11 protein-coding genes are annotated in these 18,945 nt (G+C 69.6%); 3 read left to right on the top strand and 8 right to left on the bottom strand.

Annotated features, from left to right (window positions below):
• Positions 1 to 96 precede the first annotated feature (96 nt).
• The 5 genes from ACT53O_RS01060 to ACT53O_RS01080 all read right to left on the bottom strand — a co-directional run bounded on the left by ACT53O_RS01060 (position 97) and on the right by ACT53O_RS01080 (position 8,622).
• Entirely contained in the window at positions 97 to 4,752 is a 4,656-nt protein-coding gene (locus tag ACT53O_RS01060) for a family 43 glycosylhydrolase (RefSeq protein ID WP_476151008.1), read from the bottom strand.
• Between the two features lie 89 nt (positions 4,753 to 4,841).
• Positions 4,842 to 6,044, bottom strand: a complete 1,203-nt coding sequence (locus tag ACT53O_RS01065; RefSeq protein WP_476151527.1) for an MFS transporter — start codon at positions 6,042 to 6,044, stop codon at positions 4,842 to 4,844.
• Positions 6,045 to 6,086: 42 nt separating this feature from the next.
• Positions 6,087 to 6,449 (bottom strand): thiamine-binding protein, encoded by a 363-nt coding sequence (locus ACT53O_RS01070; RefSeq protein ID WP_039414393.1) that lies wholly within the window; start codon positions 6,447 to 6,449, stop codon positions 6,087 to 6,089.
• Between the two features lie 71 nt (positions 6,450 to 6,520).
• Positions 6,521 to 7,768 carry a glycosyltransferase 87 family protein gene (locus tag ACT53O_RS01075; RefSeq protein WP_476151010.1) on the bottom strand — a complete coding sequence of 416 codons (1,248 nt, stop codon included), beginning with the start codon at positions 7,766 to 7,768 and terminating at the stop codon, positions 6,521 to 6,523.
• Between the two features lie 23 nt (positions 7,769 to 7,791).
• Positions 7,792 to 8,622, bottom strand: a complete 831-nt coding sequence (locus ACT53O_RS01080; protein WP_476151012.1) for an ADP-dependent NAD(P)H-hydrate dehydratase — start codon at positions 8,620 to 8,622, stop codon at positions 7,792 to 7,794.
• A 90-nt stretch (positions 8,623 to 8,712) separates the two neighbouring features.
• Here ACT53O_RS01080 and ACT53O_RS01085 point away from each other — a divergent pair, with 90 nt between their 5' ends.
• Complete coding sequence (locus tag ACT53O_RS01085; protein ID WP_476151013.1) at positions 8,713 to 9,798, top strand: NADH:flavin oxidoreductase/NADH oxidase; 1,086 nt, start codon at positions 8,713 to 8,715, stop codon at positions 9,796 to 9,798.
• 52 nt (positions 9,799 to 9,850) lie between these two features.
• Here the strand turns inward: ACT53O_RS01085 and ACT53O_RS01090 are convergent, their stop codons facing one another.
• Both ACT53O_RS01090 and ACT53O_RS01095 read right to left on the bottom strand, forming a co-directional pair.
• Positions 9,851 to 10,906 (bottom strand): hemolysin family protein, encoded by a 1,056-nt coding sequence (locus ACT53O_RS01090; protein ID WP_036319769.1) that lies wholly within the window; start codon positions 10,904 to 10,906, stop codon positions 9,851 to 9,853.
• Positions 10,903 to 12,258 (bottom strand): hemolysin family protein, encoded by a 1,356-nt coding sequence (locus ACT53O_RS01095; RefSeq protein ID WP_112932635.1) that lies wholly within the window; start codon positions 12,256 to 12,258, stop codon positions 10,903 to 10,905. The genes ACT53O_RS01090 and ACT53O_RS01095 overlap by 4 nt, the downstream gene beginning before the upstream one ends.
• Positions 12,259 to 12,567: 309 nt before the next feature.
• Here ACT53O_RS01095 and ACT53O_RS01100 point away from each other — a divergent pair, with 309 nt between their 5' ends.
• Entirely contained in the window at positions 12,568 to 13,542 is a 975-nt protein-coding gene (locus ACT53O_RS01100; protein ID WP_476151016.1) for a hypothetical protein, read from the top strand.
• Between the two features lie 95 nt (positions 13,543 to 13,637).
• Here the strand turns inward: ACT53O_RS01100 and guaB1 are convergent, their stop codons facing one another.
• Positions 13,638 to 15,095, bottom strand: coding sequence for a GMP reductase (guaB1, locus tag ACT53O_RS01105; RefSeq protein ID WP_476151017.1), 1,458 nt, complete (start codon positions 15,093 to 15,095; stop codon positions 13,638 to 13,640).
• A 122-nt stretch (positions 15,096 to 15,217) separates the two neighbouring features.
• On the opposite strand from guaB1, the gene ACT53O_RS01110 reads away from it, so the two are divergent.
• On the top strand, positions 15,218 to 18,943 hold the full coding sequence (locus ACT53O_RS01110; protein ID WP_476151528.1) for a multifunctional oxoglutarate decarboxylase/oxoglutarate dehydrogenase thiamine pyrophosphate-binding subunit/dihydrolipoyllysine-residue succinyltransferase subunit: 3,726 nt from the start codon (positions 15,218 to 15,220) through the stop codon (positions 18,941 to 18,943).
• The last annotated feature ends 2 nt before the right edge of the window (positions 18,944 to 18,945 follow it).

An 18,945-nucleotide genomic window follows, 5' to 3' on the forward strand; every position in this document is an offset into this window, starting at 1 on the left:
GCGCCGGTCGGTCACCCGCCGTCGCGGTGTCCGCGGACCTGCACATGGAGATGCGGGTGGCGGCGCAGATCGCACCACCACCCGCATCTCGTCGGGTCAGGCCGACGTGCGGCCCCGAGCGGGACGCACGACCCGCAGGCCGACGCCTCCCATCAGCAGCAGCGCCGCGAGGAGGGCGAACGCCCACGGAGCCTGCGCACCGGTCACGGCCAGCTGTCCCGCGGGCAGCACCTGCAGCGGCACCTGCGCGATCAACACACCGGCACCGTCCCAGACGAACACCGTGTGCGCACCCACCGGCAGCGACGACGGCACCTGCACGTCGAACGCCACGCGGCCCGAGGCATCGGCGACGGGGATGCCGCCGATCCGGATCGGATCGCTGTGCAACTCGGCCGTCACCTGCTCCCCCGGATGCAGGCCCGAGACCGTGATCCGCACCGAACCACCGCGCTCGACCGTCGAGGCCGACACCTCGACACGCGGCGACGGGGACGCAGACGGAGACGCGCTGGGCGACACCGTCGCGGACGGCGACGGGGATGCCGTCGGGCTTCCCGTCGGGCTCGGGGTCGGCGTCGGCGTCGGCGTCGGACCCGACGGAACGGCCTCCGGGGCGACGCTCGACAGCGTCGGCGTCACCGGCTGGAACGAGCCGTCGGGACCGATCGTCAGACGATCGATGGTCGTCTCGCGGTGGGTGCCGTCGCCGCCGGGAATGGCGAAACGATGGTAGGCGATGTACCAGTCGTCGGTGCCCGGCACGTTGATGATCGAGCTGTGCCCCGTGCCGAGGATGCCGAGCGACGCGTTCTTCTGCAGGATCACACCGCGGTACTGCCATGGCCCGTCGATGCTCGTCGACGTCGCGTATCCCACCCGGTAGTCCGGTGACCCCGTGTCATCGATCGAGTAGGTCAGGTGGTAGAGCCCGTCGCGGTAGTTCATGAAGATGCCCTCGCGGAAGTCCGACAGTCCGTCGATGCGACGGATCGTGCCGGGGACAACGCTCGTCATGTCGTCCGACAGCTGGGCGTACAGCGGGCTGCCGTTGCCCCAGAACAGGTAGTACTTCCCCGTCTTCGGGTCCTGGAACGCGGCCGGGTCGATCGCCTGGCCGCTGGCGACCGACTCGTCGTTGCGGATCATCGGCTGCGGCTGGGCGACGAACGGCCCGATCGGGCTGTCGGCGACCGCGACACCGATCACCTTGCGGTCGAGCTCCGGAGAGTGACCGCTGAAGTAGAAGTAGTACTTCCCACCGCGTTCGGTGATCGTCGGCGCCCACGCGTTGCCGCTGGCCCACGGCACGTTCCCGTCGGCCCCGTCGAGCGTGAGGAACGGCTGCTCCGAGCGCTTCCAGTCCACGAGGTTCTTGGAGCTCCAGACGTAGAAGGTGTTCCCACCCCAGCCCGGCACACCGTCGCTCGTCGCGTAGATGTAGTAGGTGTCGCCGAACACCGCGATGTTCGGGTCGGCGTAGAGACCGGGAAGAACCGGGCTCTTCACCTCGACGGCCTTCAGCGTCCAGACCACGTCGTCCTTGCCGTCGCGCTTCAGCGCGACGGTCGAGGGTGAGCGCAGATCACGGGCGACCCCCGATGCGGGCGAGGCCGTGACGCCGGATGCCGTGGCGTACACCGGCTGCAGCGTCGACAGGTCGGTGCCGCGAACGACCGGGAAGGTCACGGTACGCGTGTCCGCGTCGACGATCGGCGCCATCTTCAGCGCACTCTCGTCGGCGAGGCTCACCGCGCCGAGCACATCCTGGTTACCCGACTGGTCGAGCACTTCCTGCGGCGAGAGTGCGCGGTTGTAGAGCGCGAACTCCCGGTACTGCCCGCGGAAGAGGTTGTCGGGGGCGTAGAGCGACTTGCCGATGACGTTCGCCACCGTGGAGCCGTTGCCGAGGTCGGCGGGCGTGACGGTCACGTCGGTGTTCACCGCGACCTGCACGCCGTCCAGGTACAGACGCGCCGTGCCCCCACTGAGGGTGTAGGTGAGGTGCACCCAGCGATTGCGCGGTAGGGCCGAGCCGGACTGCGCGTTCTGCTCCGTCGTGTAGTTGCCGCGAGCGATGGCGCCGCGGTAGGTGCCGTCGCCGGTCGCGAACAGGTAGCCGTTGCCTTCGTTGCCCGCGGTGTTGCCGAAGCCGTACAGGAAGTACGGGTTCGCCTGGGCGGAATCGATGCGCAGCTCGGCATCCACCGTGACGTCGGTGACGCCGGCGAGCACGTTGTCGGGCATCTGGACGTAGTCGTTGGCACCGTCGAAGGTCAGGCTGCCGTTGGACCACACGGCATCCCCCATGATCTGCGCGTCGCGACCCGCGCCGGAGCGATCGTGGAGCGTGGCACCCGAGCCGTCGGTGAAGTCGTAGCGCAGCACTTCACCCTTCTCGTTCGCCGTCACCGGGTCGGGGCCTGCGGGCAGGTTCGCACGCAGCGCCTCCAGTTCGCTGGCCGTCACCGGCATGACGGTGCCGTGGCGCGGGCTGGGCGGCAGGTTGGCACCCCCGGCAATTTTCCAGTCCGGAGCGGTGATGTCGTTGGTACCCAGCGGGATGTACCCCTGGCCGCCGTACTCGTCGACGAAGAGGTAGTACTTGTACGGCGAGGTGTCACCCGGATTGGCGGCGAAGATCGTCGGACCCTCGACCGCGCCGCGCACACCGGCGTCGCGGCCGATGCAGCTGTCGACGAGCTTCCAGTTGCGGTTCGTGGCGCTCCAGCCGGGCTGGGAACGGTCATCGACGGCGGTGAGGCTCTTCGACGACTCCTGGATGATGTCCGCGCACCCGGTGACGCTGCCCTCATCCTTCGTGAAGCGCTGGTAGGTGTCGCCCACCTTCAGCACGGTCGAGTCGATGCGCGACGCTCCGAGGTCCTGCCAGACCTTGGGCTCGCTGAAGGTCACGAAGTCGCGCGTCGTCGCGTACATCATGGTCTGGTAGAAGCCGCCCTCGTGCTTCGGGTCGTTCTCCCCGAACAGCGAGGCCGCCCAGAAGACCACGTAGGCGCCGAGCTGGTCGTCGTAGTAGGCCTCAGGTGCCCACGTGTTGCCGGCGTTGTCCGGACCGATCTTGACGTGGCGCTGCGCGCTCCAGTTCACGAGGTCGTGCGATTCCCACACCTCGATGTACTTCGAGCCCTGGCGCTGCGCGCGCCCCCAGTCGCCATTGCGCCCGATCGAGAGGTCGGTCGCGATCAGGTAGAACGTGTCACCCTCGGGCGAGCGGAGGATGAACGGGTCACGAAGGCCCTTCTCGCCGTAGGTCGACGTCAGCGCCGGACGGCCCCCATTGAGGTCGGTCCACGACAGCGCATTGTTGCCGTTGCTCGCGGCGAAGTAGATGTTCTCCCCCGCCACGCTGTTTCCGGTGAAGTACGAGAACGTGTAGCCCGCGAAGGGGCCGATGTGCGCGGCCGCGCGCACGGTGAGCACGATGTCGCGGGTGCGGCTGACGGAACCGCGCGTGGCCGTCACCGTGAGGGTGACGGTGGTGTCGGCCTCGCCGCGCACGACGACACCGTCGGTGGAGATCACCGACGGGTCGCTGGATACCCAGCTGAGAGCGACATCGCCCGCGGAGGCCGGCAGTGTGATGTTGCCGCGCACGTCATCTGCACTCGGGATCGAGACCGCGCCGAGGGCGGCGTCGACCGCTCTCGCGTCATCCGGCATGGCCTTCACGGTGACGTCGAAGCTCTTCTGCTCCGTCGCGCCGTTCAGCGACAGCGTCGCCGTCAGGACGACGGTCGCGTCGTTCTGCCCTGCCGTGGGGCGTGTCACGACGCCGGCGGTGGAGATGACACCGGCGTCGGAGGTCGCCCACGAGATGGTCGAGCCGTTCGGCGCGGAGGTCGGAAGGGTGAGGTTCGTCGTCACCGCGTCCCGCGCGCCCAGGTCGAGCTGGGCGGCGTCGCGGGTCACCCGTTCCGATGCCGTGGGCACGAGGGCCGCGACATCGCCGGCGCTCAGGGCACGGTCGTAGATGCGGAAGTCGCGAACACTGCCCGCCAGCCGCGCGTCGGCGTTGTACACCGATCGCCCGATGTAGTCGGCGGTCGTGACGCCGTTGCCGATGGCGGCGGGCGTCAGCGTCGTGTTGGTGTTCTTCGCCACCTCGACGCCGTCGAGGTACAGACGGCTCGTCTTGGATGCCGAGTCCAGTGTGTAGGTCAGGGTTTTCCACACTCCGCGCGGCAGCGCCGTGCCGCTGTTGACGCCCTGCTCGCCGATCCAGTTGCGGTCGGAGATCGATGCCCGGTAGTCGTTGCCGGTCGTGAACAGGTAGCCGTTGCCGACGCCGTCGCCTCCAGTGTTGCCGAAGCCCCAGATGAAGTAGGAGCCCCCTTGTTCGGGCCGCACGAGAGCCTCGGCACTGACAGTGATCGAGCTCAGCCCGGCCATGATGTTGTCGGGCAGCTTGACGTAGTCGTCGGCGCCGTCGAGGCGGACGCCTTCGCCTCCGGTCAGCGTGGGGCCTCCGACGTACGTGGCGTCGCGCTGGTTGCCCGACGAGTCCACGGCCACCGTGGCGGCGCCCGTCTCATCGAGTTCGTAGTGCGCGACCAATCCCGTGCCAGGGTCCGCGGCGGCGACGGCCGGCCCCGCCAGCGGGCCAGCGATGAGGGCTGCTGCCGCCGCGAGGGCGAGCCACGTGGTGCGGCGGCGTGGGGCCGCCTGCGTGTGCGGGTTCGACACGGTGGGGTGATCCTCTCGAACGAGCGTCATTGCTGCTTCCGACATCGATGTCGGCTTCGTAATGTTAGCGCTCACTCTCGACAGGTGTCACGCCTGACTTTCCGGGTCGCCGACGGGAGCGATCCCACAGCTGATCAGATCGTGTGAGCTGCCGCGGCGGTGGCTCGCGCGGAGCGCGACTCGAGCCCGAAGCTCACGAGGGCGAGCACGAGACCCGATGCCGCGAGCAGGGCTCCCACCCAGACCGGTGCGACGAAGCCGAAGCCGGCCGCGATCACCACGCCACCGAGGAACGCGCCGGTGGCGTTGCCGATGTTCAGCGCGGAGTGGTTCAGCGCCGCGGCGATGGACTGGTTGTCGCCCGCGACGTCCATCAGCCGTGTCTGAATCGACGGGCTCAACACCGACGACACGAAGCCGACCAAGAAGATGAACAGCCCGAGCGCGATCAGCGCGCCCGCCGTGAGGGCGAGGAGCACCTGCACCACGATGAGAGCGCCGAGGCCCGCCAGCATCGTGCGTTTCAGGTCGCGATCGGCAAGGTGGCCGCCGACGAGATTTCCGATCGTCATGCCGATGCCCATGACGATGAGGATCACCGGCACCACCGCGGCGGGAGCTCCCGCGACATCGGTGACGATCGACGCGACGTAGCTGTAGGCCGCGAAGAACCCGCCGAACCCGATCGCACCGACCCCCAGGGTCAGCCATACCTGGCCGATCCGCAGCGCGCGCAGCTCCGCGCGGAGCGTCCGTCCGGGATCGCCCGCATGGGCCGGCACGGTCAGCGCGATCATCACTGCGGCGAGGGCGAAGATGAGGGCGACGACGAGGAATGCGATGCGCCACCCGAAGCGCTGGCCGAGGAAGGTGCCGAACGGCACACCGACGACGTTGGCGACCGTGAGGCCCGTGAGCACGAAGGCGACGCCCTTGGCGCGGTTTCCCGGCCCCATGACGTCGGCGGCGACAAGGGCGCCGATACCGAAGTATGCGCCGTGCGGCAGCCCGGCCAGCACGCGGGATGCCGCGACCAGTTCGAAGGTCGGAGCCAGCAGCGTCAGCGTGTTGCCGAGCGTCAGGGCCGCCGCCAGCGCCAGCATCACACGGTGGCGTGGATACTTCGCGACGACACCCGCGATCGTCGGTGCGCCGATGACGACGCCGAGCGCGTACAGCGTGATGAGCCACCCCGCCTGCGCGACGGCATCCTCGGGAGAGGAGGCCCACGTCGCCGGCAGCAGGTCGGCGGAGATGTTCGGGAGCAGGCCCATGACGACGAACTCGGTCATGCCGATGCCGAACGAGCCGATGGCGAGGGAGAGGAGCGCCCCCATCGCCGCACCCCTCGACGGGGTCGAGGAGATCACCGGCTCATGCTACCGGTCGCCGGCAGCCTCCGGGCCGCCATCAGTGTCGGCTTCCAGGGCCGCGATCGCGGTTTCCAACCGCTCGATCTTGCCGTCGAGCTCTCCGACACGGCCGGGGCGGATGTCGGCCTTGAGCACCAGCGAGACGCGTGAGCCGAAGGGCATGACGGCATCGGTCGCGGCCTTCACGACCGCGAAGACCTCGTCCCACTCCCCCTCGATCTCGGTGAACATCGAGGTCGTGCGGTGCGGTAGTCCCGAGTCACGGACGACCTTCACGGCCGCGGCGACCGCGTCGTGCACAGAGCCGTCGGCGGCGGCCCCGGCGGGAGTGGCGGTGCCGCTCGGAGCGACGGAGAAAGCGACGAGCATGGGGCTCCTTCGGGTCGGCGGGTTCGGGTCGGCGGGTTCGGGTCGGCGGGTTCGGGTCGGCGGGAACGGGATCAGGGAACGAGTCCCGTCGCGGCGTTCTCGGGGAGCGCCCGCGTCGAAAGGGTCGAGGCGGGGGCATGGCGGGCGACGGAGACGAGGCGCACGATCATCCACACGAACATCGCGCAGAGAACGAGGTTACGAAGGGTCAGAAGGCTCACCGGCACGAGCTGCGGGTAGAGGACGCCGTTGTAGGTCAGGGGGTAGACGAGCTGCGTGAGCAGCGCGGCGAACAGCGCCGTCGACGCCGGGGCCATCCAGCGGCGGCGATCGATGACGAGCCCGAGCACCACCGACGGCACCAGCCAGCAGAGGTACTGCGGCGAGCCCACCTTGTTGAAGACGATGAACCCGAGAACGAAGGCGAGCGAGAGCGTCGGGAACAGCGTCGCGTACCGCACGCCGCGCGTCACGGCCCACACCCCGAGAGCGGCGACCACGAGCATCGCCACGACGAGCGCGGGAGTCATCGCGGCGATCACGGGATCGATCTGAGTGCCGGTGACCTGGAACGTCAGCAGATGCTGGTCGTAGTACACCCAGAACCCCGGGATGCCGAGCAGAGCGCCCCAGAGGTAGGGCATGCTGACCGGCGCCTCCACCTGGAGTCCCCGCGTCGTCTGGTCGCCGATGAAGCCGAAAGCGTGCGCCCCACCCCCGAGAGCGGCGATCACGAGCAGCGTCGCCGCGCTCACCAGCACCGCACCTCCCACGAGCGCGCCGCGGCGACGCAGCGTGACGACCGCAGCGGCCAGCACCGCGGCCGGCCACACCTTCATCCATGTCGCGACCGACAGCAGCACCGACGCTGCCCACGGACGTCCGACGAGCCACAGGCAGCCGAGCACGGCCAGCGCCACGGTGAACCCGTCGAGCCGGTACAACCCGACCGGACCGAGAAGCGCCACGTAGGCGAGCCAGAACCATCCCGCTGTCACGCGTCCCACCGAGCGGGCGCGCCCGATGAGGATGGCGAACGCGACGGCATCCGCGGCGATGACGACGATCGCCCAGCCGACGGTGTACCCGGCGATCCACGCGAACGCGTGCGCCAGCAGCATGGGCAACAGCGCGAGCTGCGGATACACCCAGGACTGGTCGATGCCGACGATGCCGTGCCCCTGCAGCGCGCTCGTCGACCACGGCTCGTAGACGCGGTAGACGTCTCCCATGGGCTCGTTGGGCAGGACGAAGCCGAGCCAGGCGACACCGACGTGAACGATCGCGAAGGCGGCCCACAGCACGCTCCGCCTCATCATCCCCCCATCCTAGGGAGGCGACCTCAGCGTTCCGAGACGAGCTCGCCCACGATGCTCGACACCGCACGGGCGACGTCGAGAGCGACCAGCGGCCCTCCGCCGTGTCGGGCGGAGGCGGCAGCTCCGGCGCTGCCGTGCAGCCAGGCCGCGCACGCGGCGGCATCCGCGACACGATCCGGAGCCCCTGCCACGAGCGCTCCCAGAATGCCGGCGAGCACGTCGCCGGTGCCGGCCGTCGCCAGCCATGCGACGCCCGATGTCACCGAGCGCACCGTGCCCTCGGGCGTTGCAATCAGCGTCGTCGCGCCCTTGAGCAGCAGCACGGCTCCGGTGACGGCAGCCGTCTCGAGGGCGGCCCGTTCCCGATCGGACGACGCGGCCAGCCCCAGACGCTCCCGCAGCGCGGCGTGCTCGCGGTCGTGGGGGGTGAGCACGAGCGGCGCACAATCCCCGGTGACGGCGGATGCCGCGACGACGAGGTCGAGAGCCCCGGCATCGACGACGACCGGCACCCCTCCGGTGAGGATCGTCCGGACGGCCGCGGTCTCGGCGGGAGTTCGCGTCGCTGACGACGTCCCCGAGCCCACCACCCACGCCTGCACACGGCCCTCGGCCGTGACCGTCTCCGGGCGACGCTGGAGCACGAGGTCGGCGGCCCGACGCGGACCGAGGTAGCGCACCATTCCCGTCCCCGTCCGCCACGCGGCCTCGACGCCCAGAACAGCCGCGCCGGGAAACTCCTCCGATCCGGTGCGCATGCCCACGACGCCTCGGGAATACTTGTCGTCGCTCGCCGTTGGCACCCTGAGGAAGGTGGCCGTCTCGGGTGCCGTCCACGGCGAGGGTGTGCTCATGCGCGCCACCCTACCCGTCCCCGTCCCCCGGTCGTCGGGCGCGCGCCGCTGGCGCGCGTCGGAACGTCCTCACCCCTACGGAGAGTCGCGATGAGCCTGCTGTTCACCCCCTACGAACTGGCCGGACGCACCGTCCGCAACCGCCTGTGGGTCGCGCCGATGTGTCAGTACTCGGCGACCGACGGTGTACCGAACGACTGGCACCACGTGCACCTCGCCCAGTTCGCGTCCGGCGGCGCCGGCGTCGTCATCGCGGAGGCCACCGCGGTGACTCCGGAGGGACGCATCTCTCCCGAGGACGTCGGCCTCTGGAACGACGAGCAGCGCGACGCCTGGGCGCCCATCGTCGCCGCGATCCGAGCCCGTGGGGCGCGCGCCGGTGTGCAGCTGGCCCACGCCGGACGCAAGGCGTCGACGTGGTCGCCGTTCTCCGGACGCCGCGGCTCCGTCCCCATCGCCGACGGTGGATGGACCACGTTCGCCCCTTCGGCCATCGCCTACGACGGTTTCGAGGCGCCGGAGGCGCTGGATGCCGCGGGCATCCGCCGTATCGTCGATGCCTTCGCCGCTGCCGCGGTGCGGGCGGTCGCGGCCGGATTCGAGGTGCTCGAGATCCATGCCGCCCACGGCTATCTGCTGCACCAGTTCCTGTCGCCGCTGTCCAACCAGCGAGGCGACGAGTACGGCGGCACCCTGGAAAACCGTGCCCGGCTGCTACTCGAGGTCGTCGACGCGGTGCGCGGTGCGGCGCCGGACGCCGCGCTTCTCGTGCGCTTCTCGGCATCCGACTGGGCCGACGGCGGGTGGGACGTCGGGCAGACGTCGACCGTGGCCGGATGGGCTGCCGCGCGCGGTGCCGACGTCTTCGACATCTCCAGCGGCGGACTCGTCGCCCACCAGCGCATCACCACCGGCCCCGGCTATCAGGTCCCGCTCGCCGCCGAGGTGCGCCGCGTCGCCGACGTCGCGGTCGGTGCCGTGGGGGAGATCACCTCGGGTGTGCAGGCGGAGGAGATCTTGGCGTCCGGAGCCGCCGACGTGATCCTGGCCGGTCGTGAATGGCTGCGTGACCCGCACTTCGCGCTGCGTGCCGAGGTCGAGCTCGGCGGCGCCGACACCGCGCTGTGGCCCCCGCAGTACGAGCGCGGACGCCCCCGTATCGCTCCCGTTCGGTGAGCGAGCGCCGCAGGGCCGGGTCCACACACCCGGCCCTGCGGCGGCAACGGGCTCAGTAGCCCCGGCGCGTCGCGTCGTGTACCTCGCCGACGAGCTCTTCGATGATGTCCTCCAGGAAGAGCACCGCCGTCGTCTCGCCCCGGGCGTTGCGCACCTGAGCGAGGTGCCGGCTGCTGCGGCGCATCAGGGCCAGTGCATCCTCGAGGTCGGTCGTTTCGGCGACCGGCACCATGTGGTGGATGCGCTTCGGTTTGATCGGCGCAGCGACCTTCTCCTCGGCGCCGGCGCCCTCGGCAGCCCGCAGCACGTCCTTGAGGTGGACGTAGCCGAGCGGGATGCCCTCGGCATCCACGATCACGTAGCGCGAGAATCCGTGCTTGGCGACCGCGCGCTCGATCTCTTCGGGCGTCGTCGACTCGGGAAGCGTCACGAGCTCCGACAGGGGCACGGCGACGTCGCCCGCCTTCTTGTCGGTGAACTCCAGCGCGGCCGTCACGGCGCCGGAGGCGTCATCGAGCACACCCTCGATCCGCGACTGGTTCACGATCGTGGCCACCTCGTCGAGGGTGAACGTCGACGCCGCCTCGTTCTTCGGTTCGACGCGGAACAGGCGCACGATGTGGTTGGCCAGCCAGTTGAGCGCGACGATGATCGGGTAGAAGAGCTTCGAGGTCCACACCAGCGGTGTCGCCAGCAGAAGCACGGCCCGGTCCGGGAGCGAGAACGCGAGGTTCTTCGGCACCATCTCGCCGAACACCACGTGCAGGTACGACACCAGGATCAAGGCGATCGCGAACGCGACGCCGCCGATGACCGCCTCGTTCCAGCCCGTCAGTCCCAGGGGCACTTCGAGCAGGTGATGGATCGCCGGCTCCGACACGTTCAGGATCAGCAGCGAGCAGATCGTGATGCCGAGCTGGCTCGTGGCGAGCATGAGCGTGGCGTGCTCCATCGCGTACAGCGCGGTCACCGCGGTCTTGGAGCCCTTCTCGGCGAGCGGCTCGATCTGCGATCGGCGCGCGGAGATGACGGCGAACTCGGCACCGACGAAGAACGCGTTGAACGCGAGCAGCACCACCAGCCACGCGATTCCGGCCCAGTCGCTCATCGACCCTCACCTGCCTCGTTCGCCGCGTCGGACGCATCGGCACCGTCGAGCGCCGCGTGGGGCAGCGGGTGCGGCGTGAATTTGACGCGGTCGACGCGCCGGCCGTCCATGCGCTGCACCTCCAGCGTGCCGTCCTCCAGATCGATGCGGTCGCCGACGACGGGAATGCGCTCCAGCATCGACATGAAGAAGCCGCCGACGGTGTCGTACACGTCGCCCTCGGGCACTCGGATGCCGGTGCGATCGAGCACCTCGTCGGGACGCAGCTCCGCCGGGAACGTCACGGCGCCGGCGACCCGCACGACGCCCGCGCGCGAGCGGTCGTGCTCGTCGAGCACCTCGCCGACGATCTCCTCGACCAGATCCTCCAGGGTAACGACACCCGCGGTGCCCCCGTACTCGTCGACGACGATGGCCATCTGGTAGCCGCGCGAGCGCAGCTCCGACATGACGGCATCCAGGTGGACGGCTTCGGGCACGCGCAGCGGCTCTTCCGCGATGGCGGCCGCGGGAACGTCGCCACGACGCTCGCGCGGCACGCTGACGGCCTGTTTGAGGTGGACGATCCCGGTGATGTCGTCCATCGACTCGTCGAACACCGGGAAGCGACTGTGACCCGTGCGGCGGGCCAGCTGGATGACGTCCTCGACACTGTCGCCGGCGGCGACCGCATGGATGCTGGGACGCGGCGTCATGACATCCGCGGTCGTCAGTCGTGCGAAGGTGAGCGTGCGATCCAGCAGCGAGGCGGTGTCCTCCTCCAGCACACCGGCACTGGCCGAGCGTCGCACCAGGCTGGAGAGCTCTTCTGCCGTGCGTGCTCCGGAGAGCTCCTCCTTGGGTTCGATCCCCATCCCCCGCAGGATGCCGTTGGCCGAGCCGTTCAGGACGGTGATCGCGGGACGGAACACCGTGGTGAACGCGACCTGGAACGGCATGACGAGTTTCGCGGTCTGACGCGGGATGGCCAGCGCGAAGTTCTTCGGCACGAGCTCACCCAGGATCATGGAGAACGTCGTGGCGACGGCGATGGCGACGGTCGTGGCGACGACGCGAACCACCGCGTCGGGAACGCCCCACGCGGTCAGCACGGGGCTGAGCAGGGTGGTGAGAGCCGGTTCCATCGTGTAGCCGGTGAGCAGCGTGGTCAGCGTGATGCCGAGCTGCGCGCTGGACAGGTGCGTCGAGGTGATCCGCAACGCGCTGATGGTCAGCGACAACCGCGATTCCCCGGCCGCCTGGCGGGCCTCGAGGTCAGCGCGGTCGAGGTTGACGAGCGCGAACTCGCTCGCGACGAAAAGGCCGGTTCCGATGGTGAGCAGGAGCCCCACGCCCAGCATGACGAGTTCCATCACACGTCACCCCCGATCATGCTCGGGGAGGGTCGGTGGGGCGATCGTCTGCAACTGGGAGGGTCGTCCATGGTGCGAAGAAGTTTACGGCACCCGGCCCGTGTCGGGGCTGGATGCCGCGGCTCGGCATCCACCGGGCAGTCGCTGCCGAAATCGGCATCGGCGCCCGAAATCGACGCCACGCGAGCCGATTTCGACCGCGCGAAAGGGAGCACACAGCCTCCTCCCCCGGCAGGGCTGCGGGCGCGGGTGTCCACGGGGTCCGGTCGGCGTGGATGCCGGGGCGTCGGCGCCTGCGAGGGTCGACACATGACGGCTTCAGTGGGCATCGCGGTTCTGCGCCGACGTGAACTGCGCGAACCGCTGGACGATCGGCACGCACGGCGGATGCTGGCGGACGGCACCTGGGTGCGCGTCGCGCCGGGAGCATTCGTCATGGGCGCCGACTGGCGGCAGCTGTCCCCCGTGGCGCAGCACTGCCTTCGGGTCCAGGAGGTGATGGCGCGGGTACGCACTCCCGCGCTCGTCTCGCATTTCGCGGCGGCGGCCGTGTGGGGCATCGATGTGCTCGGCGCCTGGCCGACGCGGGTCGAGGTGACGGTGGACCGCGCCACAGGCGGTCGCTCTGGAGGAGCGATCACTCGGCGAGCGCTCGGGCGCGATGGACGGATGTCGGTGCCGTTCGGGCGCCACCGGATCACCACTCCCGCCCAGACCGCGCTGGATATCGCCCGTCTGCTGCCGTTCCTGCGCGCAGTGACGGCGATCGATCAGGCGTTGTGGACCGGACGCGCCGGAGGAGCGCTCACGACAGCGGCCGAGATCGAAGCGCTCCTCGACGACAAGAGGCCCGTGCGGGGCGATGCTCGTGCGCGCCGTGCGCTCGCATCGTCGGCACCGCTGTCGGCAAACGTCCGCGAGACCCACGTGCGGCTGCTGGTGGCGGCGCTCGGGTTTCCGCCGACGCGGTTGCAGGAGCGGCGCGTGCTGCGCAGCGGTCGGCTGGTGTACGGCGATCTGTACTTCCCGGATGCCGATCATTGGCTCGAGATCGACGGGCGCGGGAAGTATCTCAGTCCCGAGTACACGGCGGGGCGGACGCCTGCGGCCATCGTCATCGACGAGAAGAACCGTGAGAACGAGATCCGCCGCGAGGTGCGCGGGTTCTCGCGCCTCGAAGCCACCGACGCCGACCGCCCGCAACGCGTCTACGACATCCTCACCGCCGACGGCCTGTGCAGCACCAAGCCGCGGCCCCATTCCCGCGATCCGGTGTTGCGCTGACCGCGCTCGCGCTGCCGGTATCGGCATCGGCTCCTCAAATCAACGCAGCGCGAGCCGATTTCGGCCGCGCGAGCGGGAATGGATGCCGCGGGCTGTCACCAGCTGACAGGCAGGGCCTTTCCCTCTTCGTAGCCGGCCGCGGATTGCAGTCCCACCGTGGCACGCTCGTGGAATTCGGGGACGGTCGACGCCCCCGCGTAGGTGAACGACGAGCGCACGCCCGAGGTGATCATGTCGACGAGGTCCTCGACCGACGGCCGCAGCGGATCGAGGTAGATCTTCGACGACGAGATCCCCTCGGCGAACACCTCCTTGCGCGCACGCTCGTAGGCGTCCAGCCGACCGAACCGCCCCTGGACCGCCTTCGTGGACGCCATGCCCCACGACTCCTTGTAGACGCGGCCCCCCTCATCGACCTGCAGCTGCCCGGGCGCTTCGATGGTGCCGGCGAACCACGAGCCGATCATGACAGATGCCGCCCCCGCCGCCAGGGCGAGCGCGACATCGCGCGGATAGCGGACGCCGCCGTCGGCCCAGACGTGGGCCCCGAGCTCGGCGGCGGCCTGCGCGGTCTCCAGCACCGCGGAGAACTGGGGGCGGCCGACGGCCGTCATCATGCGGGTGGTGCACATCGCGCCGGGCCCCACCCCGACCTTCAGGATCGACGCGCCGGCTCCGACGAGATCGTGCACGCCTTCCGCCGTCACGATGTTCCCGGCCGCGACGGGGATGCCGAGGCCGAGCCCCGACACGGTCTGCAGGGCGCGCAGCATGCCCTCCTGGTGGCCGTGCGCGGTGTCGACGACGAGCACGTCCACACCGGCGGCGGCGAGGGCCTTCGCCTTCGCGGCGACGTCGCCGTTGATGCCGACCGCAGCCGCGACGATCAGCCGACCGTGCGCGTCGACCGCGGGCCGGTACAGGGTCGAGCGCAACGCGGTGCGCTGCGACAGGGTCCCGACGAGGTATCCGTGGTGCAGGACGCACACGGTCTCGGCATCCGCGGCGACGAGCAGATCGAAGGCGTGCCGGGCGTCGGTGACGTCGTCGGCGTCGATCGAGACGCCGCGACCGCGGGTGAGGTCACCCAGGCGCGCGTCGGGCAGGGCCGTGCCCAGCCGCGTCGCCGGGACGACGCCCAGGATGTCGTCGACGTGCACCTGCGTGAGACCTTCGGAGACGACGACGATGCCGTGGCCCTCGGTCGCGGGCAGCAGCGCCGCCGCCTGGGAGACGGTGGCGTCGGCGCCGAGCACGAGCGGGGTGTCCCACCGTACGGGCTGGTCCTTGACCCAGCGGATCGCCGCGTCGATCTCCTGCAGCGGCATATCCTGCGGCAGCACGCCGAGCCCTCCGCGTCGGGCGAGGGCTGCGGCCAGACGCGGTCCGGTGACGGAGTTCATGTTGGAGGCGACGAGCGGGATCGTCGCCGAGGTCCCGTCGCGGGGCGACAGATCGACGTCCAGCCGGCTCGTCACACCGGATCGTCGCGGCACGAGGAAGACGTCCGAGTACGTGAGGTCGACGGTGGGCTGTGCGCCGGAGAACTGCATGACTCCCACGGTACCGACAGAAAACCTGGGATACCCTTGATGAACGTGTGCGTGTGGGCCGCGCCATACACGGCAGCGGGCCTCGCACGATCTGAAGTTCATCGATGAAAGCAGGCGCAACCGTGTCCAGTCAGGTGACCGGCGTGGGAACTTCGAGCGACGGCGAATTCGGGGCCAACGAATGGCTCGTCGCCGAGATGTACGACCAGTTCGCGAAGGATCGCGACTCGGTCGACCGGGCGTGGTGGCCTGTGCTTGAGGCGTACGAGAAGACTCAGAAGGATGCTGCGCCCGCTCCCACCGCTCCGGCCGCCGCGCCCGCTCCCGCCGCGCCCGCTCCCGCCGCGTCGCCGGCGGCGGCCGCCGAGCCTCGGCCGATGACGGCACCGATCCCCGTCGTCGGCGCCCAGCCGGTCGCCCGCACGACGGCCCGCCCCGCCTCCCCCCAGCCTGTGCCGGCGCAGGCGCCGAGCACCGAACCGACGCCGACTCCCGCCGCCCGCGAGGACGTCGTCACACCGCTGCGCGGCATGCCGAAGACTCTTGCCGCGAACATGGACGAGTCGCTGACCGTGCCCACCGCGACGAGCGTGCGCACCGTGCCGGCGAAGCTCATGATCGACAACCGCATCGTGATCAACAACCACATGTCGCGCACCCGCGGCGGCAAGGTGAGCTTCACGCACCTCATCGGCTGGGCCCTGATCCAAGCCCTCAAGGCCTTCCCCAGCCAGAACGTGTCCTACGCCGAGATCGACGGCAAGCCCTCCGTCGTCGCGCCGGCGCACATCAACCTCGGCATCGCGATCGATCTGCCCAAGCCCGACGGCTCGCGCGCGCTGATGGTCCCCTCGATCAAGCAGGCCGAATCGCTCACCTTCGGCGAGTACCTCTCTGCCTACGAGGACCTCGTCAAGCGCGCCCGCGGCAACAAGTTGACGGCGGCCGACTTCCAGGGCACCACGATCTCGCTGACCAATCCCGGCGGCATCGGGACGGTCCACTCCGTGCCGCGTCTCATGAAGGGACAGGGCTGCATCGTCGGCGCGGGCGCCCTCGAGTACCCGGCCGAGTTCCAGGGCTCGAGCGAGAAGACCCTCGTCGAGCTCGGCATCGGCAAGACAATCACGCTGACCAGCACGTACGACCACCGCGTCATCCAGGGCGCGGGCTCGGGCGAGTTCCTGAAGATCGTGCACGAGCTGCTCACCGGTCAGCGCGGCTTCTACGAGGGCATCTTCGCGGCCCTGCGCATTCCGTACGCCCCGATCCACTGGGCCGGCGACATCAACGTCGACATCGCCGAGCGCGTCGACAAGACCGCCCGCGTTCAGGAGCTCATCAACTCCTACCGCGTCCGCGGCCACCTCATGGCCGACACGGATCCCCTCGAGTACGTGCAGCGCACGCACCCCGACCTCGAGATCGAGAACCACGGCCTCACCTTCTGGGACCTCGACCGCGAGTTCGTCACGGGAGGTTTCGGCGGCAGAAGGCTCATGAAGCTCCGCGACATCCTCGGCGTGCTCCGCGACTCCTACTGCCGCACGATCGGCGTCGAGTACATGCACATCCAGGACCCGGCCCAGCGCAAGTGGTTCCAGGACAACGTCGAGGTCAAGTACCAGAAGCCGAGCCACGACGAGCAGCTGCGCATCCTCGACAAGCTCAACCAGGCCGAGGCCTTCGAGACGTTCCTGCAGACGAAGTACGTCGGCCAGAAGCGCTTCAGCCTCGAGGGCGGCGAGTCGCTCATCCCGCTGCTGGATCAGATCCTGCAGGGGGCAGCGGGCGCGGGTCTCGACGGCGCCGCCATCGGCATGGCGCACCGTGGGCGCCTGAACGTCCTGACCAACATCGCCGGAAAGACCTACAGCCAGATCTTCCGCGAGTTCGAGGGCTCCGTCGCGATCGGCTCGAAGAGCGGCTCGGGTGACGTCAAGTACCACCTCGGCACGCAGGGCACGTTCGTGTCGGATGCCGGTGAGGAGCTGCCGGTGTACCTGGCGGCCAACCCGTCGCACCTCGAGACGGTCGACGGCGTGCTGGAGGGCATCGTCCGCGCCAAGCAGGACCGCATGCCGATCGGCTCGTTCTCCTGGCTGCCGATCCTCGTCCACGGCGACGCGGCCTTCGCCGGGCAGGGCGTCGTCGTCGAGACGCTGCAGATGTCGCAGCTGCGCGGATACCGCACGGGCGGCACCGTGCACGTGGTCGTCAACAATCAGGTCGGCTTCACGACGCTGCCCCAGGACGGCCGCACCTCGGTCTATGCGACCGATGTCGCCAAGACCATCCAGGCGCCGATCTTCCACGTGAACGGCGACGACCCCGAAGCCGTGGTCCGCGTCGCCGAGCTCGCCGTCGCGTACCGCCAGGAGTTCAACCGCGATGTCGTCATCGACCTCGTCTGCTACCGCCGCCGCGGACACAACGAGGGCGACGACCCGTCGATGACGCAGCCGCTGATGACCAACCTCATCGAAGCGAAGCGATCCGTGCGCCGGCTCTACACCGAGTCGCTCGTCGGTCGCGGTGACATCACCGAGGAAGAGTACGAGAAGGCCAAGCAGGACTTCCAGAACCGTCTCGAGATCGCCTTCGCCGAGACCCACGCCGCCGAGACCGGTGCCACCGGCATCGTCTCCCCCGCCGTCACGGGCGGCGTGGAGCAGGCGGTCGGCGAGCCGGAGACCACCGGCGTCGCGACCGAGGTCGTGCACCAGATCGGCGACGCCTTCGTGAACAAGCCCGATGGCTTCACGGTGCACAACAAGCTGCAGCAGCTGCTGGAGAAGCGCCTCGACATGAGCCGCAACGGTCAGATCGACTGGGGCTTCGGCGAACTGCTGGCCTTCGGGTCGGTCTTGATGGAAGGCACGAACGTGCGCCTGGCCGGCCAGGACGCCCGCCGTGGAACGTTCGTCCAGCGCCACGCCGTGCTCCACGACCGGGCGAACGGACAGGAGTGGCTTCCGCTGGCGAACCTGTCGGAGAGCCAGGGCCGGTTCTACGTCTACGACTCCCTGCTCAGCGAGTATGCGGCGATGGCGTTCGAGTACGGGTATTCCGTCGAGCGGCCCGACACGCTCACCCTGTGGGAGGCGCAGTTCGGCGACTTCGCGAACGGTGCTCAGTCGGTGATCGACGAGTACATCTCCGCCGCGGACCAGAAGTGGGGCCAGCAGTCGAGTGTCGTGCTGCTGCTCCCGCACGGCTACGAGGGTCAGGGTCCCGACCACTCCTCCGCCCGCATCGAGCGCTACCTGCAGATGTGCGCGCAGGAGAACATGACCGTTGCGCGACCCTCGACCCCGGCGTCGTACTTCCACCTGCTGCGGCGCCAGGCGTACGCCCGTCCCCGTCGTCCGCTGATCGTGTTCACCCCCAAGGCGATGCTGCGCCTTCGCGGAGCGACGAGTCCCGTCGAGGCCTTCACCACCGGACGGTTCGAGCCCGTGCTGGACGACGATCGCAACCTCGACCCGTCGGCGGTCACCAAGGTGCTGCTGCACTCGGGCAAGATCCACTGGGACCTCAAGGCCGAGCTCGACAAGAAGCCGAACCCGCAGGTCGCTCTCGTCCGTCTCGAGCAGCTGTACCCGGCTCCGATCGATCAGCTGAACGCCGTGATCGACCGCTACCCGAACGCCCAGCTGGTCTGGGTGCAGGACGAGCCCGAGAACCAGGGCGCCTGGCCGTTCATCGCGCTCGAGGTCGTCAAGCACCTGCACGGACGCACGATCCGCCGCGTGTCCCGCGCCGCCGCCGCCTCCACCGCGACCGGCTCACCGAAGGTGCACGCGCGCGAGCAGGCCGCGATCCTCGAGAAGGCTCTCACCGTCTGACC

The organism is Microbacterium sp. DMC48, assembly GCF_056313825.1.